Here is a 14,449-nt window from a genome sequence, read left to right as displayed (position 1 = left end):
GAGGCAGACGCCTGGCCGGATTGCATCGCAGCGACGGCTTCACGGAGAAAACCGGGGCGAAGTCCGGCCGTATCGCGCCGGTGCCCGGCGGGCCGTACCGGATGATCGGGACATCACGGCCGGCGACGGGCCGCTTCCCGCCGCGTACAGGAGGAGACGTTGCACGCACCGTTCCGGTTGCTCGTCCCCCGCGAACTCACCGCGCTGACCCTCGGGTTGTCCGAGCAGACCTACGTCCACTGGTGCTGTCCGCCCGACGCCGTACGGCCCCTGCTGCCGCCCGGGCTGCGGCCGGACGAGTTCGACGGCCGCGCATGGGTGAGCCTCGTCGCCCTGGTGATGCGGTCGGTGCACCCGCTCGGGCGGGTGCCGCTGCCGCGCGGGACGTTCCCGCAGACGAATCTGCGGACGTACGTCAGAACGCGGGACGGGCGCAACGGGGTCTGGTTCCTCTCTCTGGACGCCGCACACCCCCTGATGCTTTCGGGCCGGGCCTTCGGCGTCCCGTTCCACTGGGCGGAGCTGTCCGTCCGGCGGAGTCCCGGCGAGGGCACCCTCACCTACACCGGACGGCGGCGCGGCGGGCGCGCACGGAACGCCCGCACAGCGGCCGCCGGCTACCGGCTGACGGTCCGTGAAGGGGCCCCGCTCGGCGCCCCTTCGGACCTCGACCACTGGCTCACCTCACGGTGGTCGACCTTCGCGCGCCACGCCGGGGTGCTGTGGGAGACGCGCGTCGAGCACCCGCCGTGGCGGCTGCGCGGCGCCGAGGTACTGGAGCTGCGCGAGACACTGACCGCCCACGCCGGTCTCCCCGCCCTCGGGGCCCCCGCGCTGGTGCACACGGCGGAGCCGATGGACGGCGTACGCCTGGGGGTGGCCCGACCGGTCGGCCGCGGCTGAGCGGACGCGGGCACGGGCACGGGCAGTGAACCTCAATCAGACGACGGCGGCGGTCAGCAGCACCAGGTGCGCCGCGTCGGCCGCGGCGATGCCCATGGTGGCGAGGAACGGGAGGCGGGCGTCGGCGTCGCGGACGGGCCGCAGCAGTGCCAGCGCGCAGAGCAGCACGGTCACCGTGAGAACGGCCCAGCCCTGCCGGGTGACCGGTCCGTCGGGCCCGACCAGCAGGACCAGCGACGAGGCGAGCACCAGCAGGGCCGCCACGCACACCGAGCGCCGCCGGCCGAGGCGCTGGGGCAGCCCGTGGACGCCGGTGCGCAGGTCGTGGTCGATGTCCGGCAGGACGTTGACGAAGTGCGCGCCCGTCCCGAGCAGTCCGGCGGCGGCCATGAGCCACAAGGGGGGCCAGGGCCCGCCGGGCAGCGCGAGGGTGACGAAGGCGGGGAGGAGCGCGAACGCCAGCGCGTACGGCAGCCACGACAGCGCCGTGCGCTTGAGGTGCAGGTTGTACCACCAGGCAGCCGCCACGCCCGCCGTGTGCACGCACCCGGCCACCGGCCCGCACGCCACCGACAGCACGACGCAGACGGCCAGGGCGGCGATCGCCGCACCGGCCACCACACCCGGCAGGGTCTCCCCCGTCACCAGCGGTTTGTCCCGCCGACGTGCCGCCCGGTCCCGGTTCATGTCGGCCCGGTCGTTGCACCATCCGATCGACAGCTGACCGGCGGCGACCGCGCCCACGGTGAGCGCACCGCCCGGCAGGCCGCGCCCTCCGACGGCGATGGCGAGTGCGGCCGTGAGACCGGTGACGACCGCGGCCGGCAGCGGGTGGCACGCCCTCAGCAGACCGGCGGCCGTCGGGTACGAGGAGGCGGACGGCGCTGCGTGGGCCGCTTCGGAGGCGGTGGTGGCACTGAGCTTCACGGGGCCACGCTAGGTCACGACGCGCCCGATGCGACCGTTTCATGACGTTGTGTCAGCGGACTTCTATGTTGGGGCGATGACCCGCGTCCTGGCCGTGAGCGCCGTGTTCCCGCCCCATCGCCACACGCAGGCCGAGATCGCGGAGGAGCTGGCCCGCCGGCTGCCGCCGGGGACCGATCCCGGACTGCTGCGGCGCGTGCACACCTCCGTCGGGGTCGAGGCCCGGCATCTCGCGCTGCCCCTGGACCGCTACGGCCGCCTCGGCGGCTTCGGACAGTGCAACGACACCTATCTGGAGGTGGCGCGGGACCTCGGCACGCGGGCCGTGCGGACCGCCCTCGACGAGGCGGGGGTGGCGCCCGAGGAGGTCGACGTCGTCGTGTCGACCTCCGTCACGGGCATCGCGACGCCCTCGCTGGACGCCCGGCTGGCCGCCGGGGCCGGCCTGCGCCCCGACGTGCGGCGCGTACCGCTCTTCGGCCTCGGCTGCGCCGGGGGCGCGGCGGGCACGGCGCGCCTCCACGACCAGCTCGCCGGCCGGCCGGGGGACGTGGGCGTGCTGCTGTCCGTGGAACTGTGCTCGCTCACCCTGCAGTCCGCGGACACCTCCATGGCCAATCTGGTCGCGGGGGCGCTCTTCGGGGACGGCGCCGCGGCGCTGGTCGCGGTCGGCACCGACCACCCGCGCCACGGCGGCCGCCCGGACGGAGGACCCCGGCGCCCCGGCCCGGTGGTCGTCGACTGCCGCAGCCGTCTCTACCCGGGCACCGAACACCTCCTCGGCTGGGACGTCGGCGAATGGGGCCTCCGGCCGGTGCTCGGCAGTGAACTGCCCGAGGTGGTCAGGCTCCATGTCGGCGAGGAGATCGCCTCGTTCCTCGCCGAGCACGACCTCAAGCCGCGGGACGTGACCGCCTGGGTGTGCCACCCCGGCGGGCCGAAGGTGCTCGACGCGCTCGACGACGTGCTCGGGCTGCCCGAGGACGCGCTGTCGCCCAGCCGCCGCTCGCTCGCCCGCGCCGGGAACCTGTCCTCCGCCTCCGTGCTGCACGTCCTGCGCGACACCCTCGGCGACGGCCGGCCCGCGCCGGGGACCCCCGGGCTGATGCTCGCCTTCGGCCCCGGATTCTCCTCCGAACTCGTCCTGCTGCGCTGGTGATGCCCCGATGAACGCCCCCACTTCCACCGTGTTCCTCGCCCTCGTCCTGCTGGTCGCCCTGGAGCGGCTGGCCGAACTCGCGGTGGCCCGCCGCAACTCGGCCTGGAGCCGCGCCCACGGCGGCGTGGAGCACGGTCGCGGCCACTACCCCGTCATGGTCGTCCTGCACACGGCGCTGCTGGCCGGCTGCGCCGTCGAGCCCTGGGCCGCGGGCCGTCCCTTCCTCCCCGCGCTCGGCTGGACCATGCTGGCGCTGACCGCCGCCGCCCAGGCGCTGCGCTGGTGGTGCATCGTCACGCTGGGCCCGCGCTGGAACACCCGCGTCGTCGTCGTTCCCGGACTGCCGCTCGTCGCCTCCGGCCCGTACCGGTGGCTCCGCCATCCCAACTACGCGGCCGTCGTGGTGGAGGGATTCGCCCTGCCCCTGGTGCACACGGCGTGGCTGACGGCCCTGGCGTTCACCGCGCTCAACCTGGCGCTGCTCGGCGTCCGGATCCGCTGCGAGGAGTCGGCGCTGACCGGCGGGGCCCGGGCCGCCGGCGGGCCCGCGGGCGCGGTGCGGTGATCGACCTGCTGGTGGCCGGGGGCGGTCCGGCGGGGCTGGCCACGGCCATCCACGGCGCACTGGCCGGGTTCGAGGTCGTCGTCGCGGAACCACGTCCCACGCCGGTGGACAAGGCGTGCGGTGAAGGACTGATGCCGGGCGCCGTACGGGCTCTGGCCGGACTCGGTGTCACCGTCACCGGGGCGCGGTTCACCGGCATCCGCTACACCGACGGGTCCGGCGCCCTGGCCGCCGAGGCGCGCTTCCGCGCCGGACACGGCCTCGGGGTACGCCGCACGGAGCTGCAGCCGGCGCTGGCGGCGCGCGCCGCGGGCCTCGGCGTACGGTTCGTGGCACGGCGCCTCGGCGAGGTGCGCCAGGACGGCCGGCGGGTGACCGCGGACGATCTGACGGCGCGGTACCTCGTCGCCGCGGACGGCCTGCACTCCCCCGTCCGACGCGCCCTCGGACTGGGCGGCCCGCCCGCTCCGCGACGGGCGGCCCGCTACGGCTTGCGCCGCCACTACGCCCTCGCCCCGTGGAGCGACCTGGTCGAGGTCCACTGGGCCGAACGCTCCGAGGCGTACGTGACGCCGCTCGCCTCCGGGCTCGTCGGTGTCGCCGTGCTCACCGCGGACCGCGCCCCGTTCGACGCCCAGCTGTCCCGCTTCCCGGCCCTGCGGGAGCGGCTGCGGTCCGCCGCCGCGACCCCGGTGCGCGGCGCCGGGCCGCTGCGCCAGGACGTACGGACGCGGGTGGCCGGCCGGGTGCTGCTCGTGGGGGACGCCGCGGGGTACGTCGACGCGCTCACCGGCGAGGGGCTGACGCTCGCACTGACCGCGGCCGGAGAGCTGGTCCGCTGTGTACGGGCGGGCCGGCCGGAGGAGTACGAACGCGCCTGGCGGCGGCTGTCCCGCTCGTACCGGCTGCTCACGGGATGTCTGCTGCGGGCCCGGGAGAACCCGTTCCTCGCACCCCGGGTGGTGCCGATCGCCGCCCGGCTCCCCGGCCTGTTCCGGCAGGGTGTCAACCTCCTCGCCTGACCGGGTGCGATCCGCCCGCCGGGGGGCGGCCGAGCAGGCCGGGAAGCAGGGCGCGGGTGCGGCTCAGTCGGGGTGCGCGGTGTGCACGACCGCCACCGGGCAGGCGGCGGTGTGGAGGACTTCGGAACTCACCGACCCCAGCAGCAGCCTGCGCAGTCCGGAGCGGCCGTGCGAGCCGACGACCAGGAGGACCGCCCCTCGCGACGACTCCGCCAGCAGGGTCGCCGCGCGGAGCCGTTCCGCGTGCAGCCTCACCGGGACACCGGGGTAGCGGGCGCGGCGCTTGTCCGCCTCCTCCTGCAGGGCCGCCCGGACCGCCTCGTCGAGGACGTCGAAGTCGGGCGCGGCCATCCCGGGCCCGGTCGGCGTCTCGCCGAGGTGGAAGCTGCCGTGGACGAGTTCGAGGCTCGCCCCGCGCAGCGCGGCCTCGGCGAAGGCGGCGTCGAGGGCGTGCGCCGAGATGCCGGAGGAGTCGGCGACGTCCACACCGGCCACGACGCGCTTCTCCGGGTCCGGCGGGGTGTCGCCGGGCCGGACCACGATGACGGGGCCCGAGGCGTGGGTGGCCACCTGCCAGCTCACCGAGCCGAGCGGAAGACGGGAGAAACCTCCGCTGCCCCGGTGGCCGACCACCGTCCAGGACGCCTGAGCGGACCGCTCGACCAGCACGGCGGAGGGGCGCCCGGCGACCGCCTCCGCGGTCACGGCCACACCGGGGAACCCGGTGCGGACCAGTCCCTCCAGCGGCGCCACCACCTCGGCGCCCCGGGCCGGGGTGCCGTCGTGCTCGGCGACGTGCAGCAGATGGAGCGGCACCTCGTGCAGTGCGGCCTGCTCGGCCGCGCAGCGCACCACGTACTCCTGATCGCCCTGGTCGACGCCGGCCAGCACCGGCCCGCTCGGCATCGTGGCGTCGTTGGCCATCCGTGCTCCCTGCTCCGAACTCCGCGGTCCTCGCTCCAGGGTGCGTCGGCGCGGGCGACACCGCAGCACGGGTGTCGACCACCCGGCCGAGTCGCCGCCGGAGCCCGGCGGGGTCGCGCTGTCAGGTGTGGACGAGCGGACAGCCGTGCCGCAGGGAGTACCGGGCGGCGCGGAGGTACAGCGCGACGTGGAAGACCGTGTCCGGATCGGCGCCCCAGGACCCCGGCCGGGCCGCTGCCGCAGCCCTGGCGCCTGCGTCGAGGTACCAGGCGGTCAGTTCGAGGTTGCGGCCGGCGGAGGGCATCCCGTCCGGCAGGCCGACGGCCGCCTCGAGTCGCTCCAGGGCCGCGAGGACCTGCGGCGCGCCGGCGACCACGGTCTCGTCCGCGAACGAGGTCTCCATCGGCAGTCGCACCGGTTCGTCGAGGGAGAACGGGACCAGCACCGTCCAGCCGCAGACGGTCTCCTCCTCCTCCGGGGACAGGAGCGAACGGCACAGTGCCGTGTAGCCGTCCATGGAGGCCACGAACTTCTCCTCGAAGCCCGGTCCGCGCCCACCCGGTTCGCCGGGGACGGACGTGTACGGCGGCAGCCCCCGCCGTACCAGCTCCTCGTTCAGCGCGGCGGCGAGGGGGCCCGGCCCCTCCGCCTCGTCGTCGTCCTCCTCGCCCCGGGCGAACCATGCCCGCGCACCGACGCTCACCAGATACGTGCCCATGGAGGGAACGTAGCGGGCGCCACCGACAGTGCGCTGCCGCGTGGGGCCGGCGGCCCCGCCCTCGCGGGGCCGCCGGGTCGCCGACGCCTACCGCGGCAGGATCCCCTCGGCCACCGCCGACGGGACCGGCGCGTAGCCCGCGGCCCGGGTCGTGAAGGTGCCGCGGCCCTGCGTACGGCTGCGCAACCGCGACGCGTAGCCGAACAGTTCGGCCAGCGGCACGGTGGCGGTCACCACCGCGCTGCCCGCCCGCGCCGTCGAGCCCGACACCCGGCCGCGCCGTGCGGCAAGGTCACCGAGCACACCGCCGACCGCCTCGTCCGGGACGGTGACCGTGACCTCCGCCACCGGTTCGAGGAGCACCATCTCCGCCGCGCGCAGCGCCTCGCGGAGGGCGAACCTGCCCGCCGCGCGGAACGCCATGTCCGACGAGTCCTTGGGGTGGGTGGCCCCGTCGGTGAGCGTGACGCGCAGCCCCGTCACCGGATGGCCGCCGAGCGGTCCCTCCGCGAGGGCGTCCCGGCAGCCGGCCTCGACCGCGCGGACGTACTCCTGCGGCACCCGCCCGCCGGTGACGGCCGATGTGAACGCGAAGCCGCCGGTGCCGCCGGTACGGGCGTCGTCGGATGCCTCCAGTGCCTCCACGTCGAGGACGACATGCGCGAACTGCCCCGCGCCGCCGTCCTGTTTGACGTGCCGGTACAGCAGCCCGGTCACCCCCCGGACGACCGTCTCGCGGTACGCGACCCGCGGCCGGCCGACTCCGACCTCGATGCCGTGGGCCCGCCGGATCTTCTCCACCGCCACCTCCAGATGCAGCTCCCCCATGCCGGACAGCACCGTCTGGCCCGTCTCCGGATCGGTGCCGACCGCCAGTGAGGGGTCCTCCTCGGCCAGCCGCGCCAGCGCGGACGCCAGCCGGCCCGCGTCCGGGCCGCGCCGCGCCTCGACCGCCACCGAGACGACCGGGGCGGCCACGGTGGGCGGTTCGAGGACGAGCGGGGCCTCCGGCGCGCACAGGGTCGCACCGGTGCGGGAGGACTTGACGCCGACGAGGGCGACGATGTCGCCGGCGACCGCGCGGTCCACATCGGCGTGCCGGTCCGCCTGCACGCGCAGGATGCGCCCGACGCGCTCGGTACGGCACGCACCCGCGTCCAGCACCGTGTCCCCCTTCCGGAGCGTGCCCGAGTACACCCGCACGAACGTCAGCCGTCCCGTGGGCGCCGAGTGCACCTTGAAGACCAGAGCGGCGAGGGGTGCCGCCGGGTCGGCGGGCCGTTCCCGGGGCTCGCCGTCCAGGGTGCCCCGGACGGCGGGCACGTCCACAGGCGCGGGCAGCAGGTCCACGACCGCCTGCAGCAGCGGCTCGATGCCGCGGTTCCGGTAGGCGGAGCCGCACAGCACCACCACGCCGTCGCCGTCGTGGGTCACCTCGCGCAGGGCCCCGGCCAGGGTCCCGTCGGAGATCCGCGACCGTTCGCAGAACTCCTCCAGGGCGGCCGGGTGGAGTTCGGCCACCGCTTCCTCGAGCAGTCTGCGCCGGCGCCGCGCCTCGTCGGCCAGGACGTCGGGCACCGGGCCCTCCTCGAACGTGTCGCGGCCGGTGTGCCAGACCAGCGCGCGCATGCGCAGCAGGTCCACGACCCCGGTGAACCCGTCCTCCCGTCCGATCGGCAGCTGCACGACGAGGGGCACGGTGTGCAGGCGTGCGCGGATCGACGCGACCGCGGCGTCGAGATCGGCGCCCGCGCGGTCCATCTTGTTGACGAAGGCGATCCGCGGGACGCCGTGCCGGTCCGCCTGCCGCCACACCGACTCGCTCTGCGGCTCGACACCCGCGACGGCGTCGAACACCGCGACGGCGCCGTCGAGGACCCGCAGCGAGCGCTCCACCTCGTCGGAGAAGTCGACGTGGCCGGGTGTGTCGATCAGGTTGATCCGGTGGCCGTCCCAGTCGCAGCTGACGGCCGCCGCGAAGATGGTGATGCCACGGTCGCGTTCCTGGGGGTCGAAGTCGGTGACGGTCGTGCCCTCGTGGACCTCGCCGCGCTTGTGGGTGGCGCCGGTGAGGTACAGGATCCGCTCGGTGACGGTCGTCTTGCCGGCGTCGACGTGGGCGAGGATGCCCAGGTTGCGGACGGTGGTCAGAGGGTCGACGGCTTGGGGTCGAAGGTCGTTGCGCACGGCCCGGGGCCTTTCGGTGATCGAGAGGTGGGTGGTTCGGGGCAGCGCGATTCCCGGACGAGGCGGCCTGACACGGCCGAGGGCATTCCCTGACGCAACGCCGGCGAAGGCGTCTTCGGGGCACGACAGCGCCCCGGTGCACCGCGACGAGCAGGGCTCGACGGGCGGGCGGCGGTCGGTGGGGTGGGTCGTCGCGGGCTCCGGTGGCGGCCGCGCAGCCGTCACCGGCGAACCGGAGACACCAGGATCACGTCGTACCGCGACCGGGGAACGACGGTGGCGATGCGGCAGCGCATGTCCGGTCCCCCCTCACTCGGTGCAACTCCTGGCGGTGCGCGCGGCGTTGACGTCACGGCGCGTGAGCCGAGTGTAGGGAGCCGGCACCGAGGGGCGCGCGGGATTTTCCGCGCCGGCGGCGGGCGTGCCGTACGGCACCCGGGGGACGGCGAAGGTGCCGGGCCCGCCCGACGCAGGTCCGGGCAGCCCTCACCGGACGACCGGTGCGGGCGCGGACGCGCCCCGCTCCGCGCCGACTCCGGTCCCGGCCAGGGCCCGTACCTCGCCGGCCCGGCAGCAGACACGCGGCCACGGGTACGGGTACGGCGGGAACACGTCCGGACCTGCTCCGGCGTACCCGGAGAGGGTCCCCGCCGCCCGCGGGTAAGGCACCGGGCCGGCGTCACTCCGGACCGGGGACGGCCACCGGACCACGGGGGCCGGGACGCGCGCCCCATCTCTCGAAGCGGTCGCCGCACCAGGCTGCCCGGGCACGCCCGCCCCCACCCGAAACCGGCCGCCGGGACCTCGGCAGGCTGCTCGTGCCGACCCCGTCCCGCACAGAGCGCGGTTTGCCCGCCCCGCGCGCCCTCGCGCGAGCGGCCCGCGAGCCGAACCCGGCTGGTGTGCCAGACACCGCCCGCGCCCCGCCGCCGTTCCCGGCCCCCGGCCCCCGGCCCCGGCAGGCGCAACGGGACGACGGGATGCCGAGGCGGTCGGCGCACAGGGCCCCGGTAGCGTGGGGGGAATGGAGCGACCGCGCGACCCCGCCGCCGCCTCCGGCGCCGACGACACGTCGTTCCCGGCCCGCCACGCGCCCCGCTGCACCCGCCTCGACGAGCTGGACGGCCTGGTGCCAGGGTGCCGGGCGTGCCCCCGGCTCGTCGCGTGGCGCGAGGAAGTGGCCCGGGTCAGACGCGCCGCGTTCCAGGACCGGGAGTACTGGGGGCGGCCGGTCCCCGGGTTCGGCCCTGCGGACGCGTCGCTCGCCGTGGTCGGTCTCGCTCCGGCGGCGCACGGGGCGAACCGGACCGGCCGGATGTTCACCGGCGACGCGACGGGCGATTTCCTCTTCGCCGCGCTGTACGAACTCGGTCTCGTCTCGCAGCCCACGTCGCGGCACACCGGGGACGGCCTGACGCTGCACGGCGTGCGGCTGACCGCGCCCGTCCACTGCGCGCCCCCGGAGAACCGGCCGACCGCGGAAGAACGCGACGCGTGCCGTCCCTGGCTGTCGGCCGAACTGGGGCTGCTGGCGCCCCGCCTGCGCGCCGTGGTCGCGCTGGGCGGCTTCGGCTGGCAGGCCGTCCTCCCGGCGATCCGCGACACCGGACGGCCGATGCCCCGGCCTCGTCCGGTCTTCGGCCACGGCGCGCACGTCGTCCTGCCGGGCGGCGAGGGCGTCGCCCGTCCACTGCACCTGCTGGGCAGCTACCACCCGAGCCGGCGCAACACGTACACCGGCAGGCTCACCTTCCCGATGCTCGTCGGCGTGCTGCGCCGGGCCGCCGAACTCGCGGAGCTGCCGGTCCGACGCTGACGCCGACCTGCGGGCACGCCCGGCGAAGCGGCGGTGACCGTCAGCGATCACCGCCGGTCGGGGGCGTACGGGCGGTGGGCACGGTGCGGCCGACGCGCGCGGGAGGGGGCGTGACGTGGGCAGTGCCGCTCCGGCGTCCGCACAATGGGTGCCAGGGAGGCGCCCCGGTACCGTCCACCGGTTCACGGTGGGCCGCCGGCGGCCTCAGGCGGAAAGGATCATCCGGTGCCAGCTGGTCGGCCGCGTGCCGACACCGATCCCGGTCCGCTCCGGTCGGAACCCGGAGCGCTGCTGGAGCATGTGCCCGTCGCGGTCTTCGGCGTCGACGCCGAGGAGCGGATCTGCTTCTGGGGCCCCGGGGCGGAGGACCTCTTCGGGCACGAGGCGGCGGGTGTCCTGGCCGAACCCGCCGGCCTCCTGTTCCCCGAGCCCCCGCCGGGCGCTGCGGGCGCCGCCGAGGGTCTCACCGAACGGGCCCGGACTCTCGGGTACTGGCGCGGCCGGCTGTCCGCACGGCATCGCGACGGCACGGTCTTCGGGTGCGGGTTCCGGGTCTTCCCCGTCACCGGGCCCACCGGCTCATCGGTCGTCCTGGGGCTGGCGGCCCGCGGAGACGAGCTCGACCGGGTGAAGACCAATCTGGCCTTCCTCGACGCCCTGTTCGAGACCTGCCCCATCGGTCTGCTGATGCTCGACGAGGACCTGCGCTACGTCCATCTCAACCAGGCGCTCGCCGACATGGACGGCCTGCCCGTCGACGCCCACCTCGGACGGCCGATGGCGGAGATCATGATCACCTCCGACGGCGGCGAGTACGAGCGGATGGTCCGTGACGTCGCCGCGGGCGGCCGCCCCGTCGTGGGCACGCTCGTGGGGCTGCGCACTCCGGGCCGGCCCGACCGCGACCAGGTACGTTCGGTGAGCCTCTTCCCGCTGAGCCAGGCCGGCGACACCCGGCCGGGACTCGGCGGGCTGATGGTGGACGTCACGGAGCGGGAGCAGGCCATCCTCGCGGCGACCGCGGCACGGCAGCGCCTGGCCCTGCTCGACCGGGCCACGGCCCGGATCGGCACGTCGCTGGATGTCGACGTCACCGCGCGGGAGCTGGTCGACGCGGCGGTGCCGGACTTCGCCGACGCCTCGGTGGTGGAGCTCGTGGACTGGATGGACGAGCCCGAGGTGTTCGACCCGGGACTGCCGCTGGTCACCCACCGGATCGCGGCCGGCACCGTGCTGCCGCCCCCGGCGCCCGAGCTGGTGGGCGGGCTGGAGACGGTCACCTACCCCCCGGGGTCCGGGATCCACCGGGTGCTGCGGACGGGACGGCCGGTCTGCTTCCCCGTGGACGAGCAGTTCGCGACGACGACCGTCCTCCACCAGGCGCGCGCACGGATCCTCCTGGAGAGCGGCCTGGCCTGCATCGTCATCACCCCGCTCATCGCCCGGGGGACCGTCCAGGGGCTCACCATGTTCGGCCGCTCCGCCGCTCGTCCCGCCTTCGACGAGCAGGACCTGAGCCTGGCCTCCGAGCTGTCCTCCCGCGCGGCGCTCTGTCTGGACAACGCCCGCCTCTACAGCCGGGTGCAGACCATCGCCCTCACGCTCCAGCGGGCGCTGCTCCCCACCAGCCTGGCGGACAGTCCCCATGTGCAAGTGGCGCACCGCTATGTGCCGGGCAGTCATGCCACCGAGGTGGGGGGCGACTGGTACGACGTGATCAATCTGCCCGGGGACCGCGTCGCGCTCGTCGTCGGCGACGTGATGGGGCACGGAGTGCGCGCCGCCGCGGACATGGGACGGCTGCGCATCACGACGAAGACGCTGGCCCGGCACATCGACGCGCCGGACGTGCTGCTCGCCGAACTGGACGCCTGCGCTCAGGAGGCGGACATCGAACTGGCCACCTGCCTGTACCTGATGTACGACCCGGGGAGCGGCCGGGCCCGCATCGGCAACGCGGGCCATCCGCCGCCCCTGGTGCTGCTGCCCGACGGCGCGGTGGAGACGGTGGACGCGGTGCTGGGCGTGCCGCTCGGGGTCGGCGGCCATCCCTTCACGACGACCGGGATCGACCTGCCGCCGGGCTCCACCGTGGCCCTGTACACCGATGGCCTCGTCGAGGCGCGGGGCAAGGACATCGACGAGGGCACGGCGCGGCTGCGCGCGGAACTGGCCCGCTCCTCGGGGCCGTTGGAGCAGGCGGCGGACCGGATCCTCGCGCGGCTGCTGCCGGGACCGCCGCACGACGACACGGTACTGGTCCTTGCCCGCGTCGGCCGGCCGGATCGGTCCGGCGGTCCACCGGCGGCCTGACCACGACGACTTACCCGCGGAAACACCTTTCCCCGCCGGTCCCGCTGATCCACCATGGGCCCTTGTTACAGGCAAGTGAACCGGAACGCCCCGGGGCGGGGCGGGTCGGCCATGCCTCGGGGGACGAGGAGACGCAAGGGTGCCAGAGTTCCACCACGCCGGTCCGCTGCGCGCGCACGGGCAGCCGGACGACTCAGCGCTGTCGGACGCGGAGCTGGGGGAACGGATCCGCTCCGGTGCCCCGCGCGCCCACCCGGCGATCCAGGAGCTCAAGCGCCGCCATCTGCCCGCGGTCCTCGCCTACGCCCGGCTCTGCGGCCGCAACCAGACCGCCGGCAACCAACTGGCCGTCCACGCCCTCCGCCTGGCCGCCGACGAGGCCGGACGGGGCATCGAACCGCGAGGGCACTGGCGCCACCATCTGCTGATGCTGGTCCGGCACGTGGGCACCGAATGGGCCCGCGACGGCCGCCGGGACAGGCTCTCGGCCGACTTCGCCGCATGGACCGACGCGACCGCCGCGACCGGTGCGGGCGAGACCGCCGGGTCCGCCACCGCGTCCGGTCCGCCGGCACCCGGGTCCGCACAGGAGGCCGCGGCCGCCGTGCTCACCGCCTTCTACCGGCTGCCGGAACTGACCCGGGGCGTGCTCTGGTACGCCGTCGTGGACCAGGAGCCCGACTCCGTGGTCGCGGGCTGTCTGGGCGTCCGCGCCGACCTCGTCCCCGATCTGCGGCTCCGTGCGCCGGAGTCCATGCGCCAGGCCTTTCTCCAGGCGTACCTGGAGCGGGGCGACAAGCGCTGCCTGGGGTACCGCAGGATCATCGAGGCGGCGGCCCGGCCCGTCGACCGGCGGCGCAGCGGGGATCTGACGCTGCACCTGGCCGAGTGTCCGCGCTGCACCCGGGTGGTCGCCGAGCTCACCCGGATGACGGACAACCCCCGTATGGTCTTCGCCGAGCATCTGCTGGGCTGGGGCGGCGCGGAGTACACCGCGCGTCTGCCGGTGTCCGCGACGCTCGGGGACGTGACCGTCTCCGGGATGCCGGGGGCCGTGCCCGCGCAGGGCTCCGCGCCCGCGTCCGCGCCGGGGAGCGGGCCGGGGCCCGCGGCTGAAAGGGCGGACGCAGCGGTCCCCGACCGTCCCCGGCAGCCGCCGGCCGGTGAGGCGCCGTGGTGGAGCGTGCGCCTGCCGTCCCGTTCGGTCCTGCTGATCGCCGCCGTCGTGGTCGCGGGTTCCGCCGCCACGGGGACCGCCCTGGTGGCCGCTTCCGGGGACTCCGGCGCGGCACGCGGGCCCGCGGCGTCGGCGCCCACCGCGGAGGGGGCGTCCCCCACCTTCGAGGCCCCGGCCCCGGTCCCGACCCTGTCGACGAGCCCCAGCGCCCGGCCCTCCGTGCGGCCGACGCCCTCGCCGACGCGCACCCCGCCCCCGGCCGCGTCCGCGGCGCCCACGCCGACGAGGAGCGTGGCGCCGATTCCGGCGCCGATCGTCCCCGGAGGGGGCTACCAGCCGGTGGTCAACGCCGGCACGGGTCTGTGCCTCGACGTCGAGGACGGGGTGATGGCCAACCGCACCGACGTCATCACGACCGGCTGCAACGGAGCCACCACCCAGAAGTGGCGGCTCGAGTCGAACGGTCTGCTGCGCAACAGCGCGGATCCCGCGTTCTGCCTCGACTCGCGCGGGGACACCGACCGCGGTGCCGGCATCTGGTCGTGCACGTCCGTCGAGGGCCGCAACGGCCTCAATCTGCAGTTCGACGTCGACGGCGCGGGCGTGCTCAGTCCGCGGATCGATCCCGAATTCGCCCTCGAGCCCCGGGGCGGGTCCCTGGGGTTCGACCGGCTCGACGGCGACGCCGACCAGCGGTGGAACGCGGGCACGTCGCGGTAGGCGGGCCGCGGACGGGCA

11 protein-coding genes are annotated in these 14,449 nt (G+C 75.6%); 7 read left to right on the top strand and 4 right to left on the bottom strand.

What is annotated here, in order from left to right; genetic code table 11:
- Window positions 1-159 precede the first annotated feature (159 nt).
- Window positions 160-903, top strand: a complete 744-nt coding sequence (locus tag QRN89_RS33830; protein WP_290353221.1) for a YqjF family protein — start codon at window positions 160-162, stop codon at window positions 901-903.
- A 36-nt stretch (window positions 904-939) separates the two neighbouring features.
- Here the strand turns inward: QRN89_RS33830 and QRN89_RS33825 are convergent, their stop codons facing one another.
- Window positions 940-1,830, bottom strand: coding sequence for a UbiA family prenyltransferase (locus tag QRN89_RS33825; RefSeq protein WP_290353220.1), 891 nt, complete (start codon window positions 1,828-1,830; stop codon window positions 940-942).
- A gap of 76 nt (window positions 1,831-1,906) precedes the next feature.
- On the opposite strand from QRN89_RS33825, the gene QRN89_RS33820 reads away from it, so the two are divergent.
- Genes QRN89_RS33820 through QRN89_RS33810 form a run of 3 tightly spaced genes read left to right on the top strand, consistent with a single transcriptional unit; the run spans window position 1,907 to window position 4,576 of the window.
- A complete protein-coding gene (locus QRN89_RS33820) occupies window positions 1,907-2,989 on the top strand; it encodes a type III polyketide synthase (protein WP_290353219.1) in 1,083 nt (360 codons plus the stop codon).
- A 7-nt stretch (window positions 2,990-2,996) separates the two neighbouring features.
- On the top strand, window positions 2,997-3,554 hold the full coding sequence (locus QRN89_RS33815; protein WP_290353218.1) for an isoprenylcysteine carboxyl methyltransferase family protein: 558 nt from the start codon (window positions 2,997-2,999) through the stop codon (window positions 3,552-3,554).
- Window positions 3,551-4,576, top strand: a complete 1,026-nt coding sequence (locus QRN89_RS33810) for an NAD(P)/FAD-dependent oxidoreductase (RefSeq protein ID WP_290353217.1) — start codon at window positions 3,551-3,553, stop codon at window positions 4,574-4,576. The genes QRN89_RS33815 and QRN89_RS33810 overlap by 4 nt, the downstream gene beginning before the upstream one ends.
- A 63-nt stretch (window positions 4,577-4,639) precedes the next feature.
- On the opposite strand, the gene QRN89_RS33805 is transcribed toward QRN89_RS33810, so the two are convergent.
- From QRN89_RS33805 to fusA, 3 genes are all read right to left on the bottom strand, one after another.
- Entirely contained in the window at window positions 4,640-5,500 is an 861-nt protein-coding gene (locus QRN89_RS33805) for a universal stress protein (protein ID WP_290353216.1), read from the bottom strand.
- Between the two features lie 121 nt (window positions 5,501-5,621).
- Window positions 5,622-6,218 carry a hypothetical protein gene (locus tag QRN89_RS33800; protein WP_290353215.1) on the bottom strand — a complete coding sequence of 199 codons (597 nt, stop codon included), beginning with the start codon at window positions 6,216-6,218 and terminating at the stop codon, window positions 5,622-5,624.
- 87 nt (window positions 6,219-6,305) lie between these two features.
- Complete coding sequence (gene fusA / locus QRN89_RS33795; RefSeq protein ID WP_290353214.1) at window positions 6,306-8,405, bottom strand: elongation factor G; 2,100 nt, start codon at window positions 8,403-8,405, stop codon at window positions 6,306-6,308.
- A 1,024-nt stretch (window positions 8,406-9,429) separates the two neighbouring features.
- Here fusA and QRN89_RS33790 point away from each other — a divergent pair.
- From QRN89_RS33790 to QRN89_RS33780, 3 genes are all read left to right on the top strand, one after another.
- The gene (locus QRN89_RS33790; protein WP_290353213.1) at window positions 9,430-10,221 is read left to right on the top strand and encodes a uracil-DNA glycosylase; all 792 of its coding nucleotides are present in this window, start codon (window positions 9,430-9,432) and stop codon (window positions 10,219-10,221) included.
- Between the two features lie 225 nt (window positions 10,222-10,446).
- Window positions 10,447-12,534 carry a SpoIIE family protein phosphatase gene (locus QRN89_RS33785; protein ID WP_290353212.1) on the top strand — a complete coding sequence of 696 codons (2,088 nt, stop codon included), beginning with the start codon at window positions 10,447-10,449 and terminating at the stop codon, window positions 12,532-12,534.
- A 139-nt stretch (window positions 12,535-12,673) separates the two neighbouring features.
- Entirely contained in the window at window positions 12,674-14,431 is a 1,758-nt protein-coding gene (locus QRN89_RS33780) for a ricin-type beta-trefoil lectin domain protein (RefSeq protein ID WP_290353211.1), read from the top strand.
- The last annotated feature ends 18 nt before the right edge of the window (window positions 14,432-14,449 follow it).

Source organism: Streptomyces sp. HUAS CB01 (assembly GCF_030406905.1).
GTDB lineage: Bacteria > Actinomycetota > Actinomycetes > Streptomycetales > Streptomycetaceae > Streptomyces > Streptomyces chengbuensis.
The sequence above is the reverse complement of the archived record's forward strand: the minus strand, read 5'-3'. Positions and strand labels throughout refer to the sequence as shown.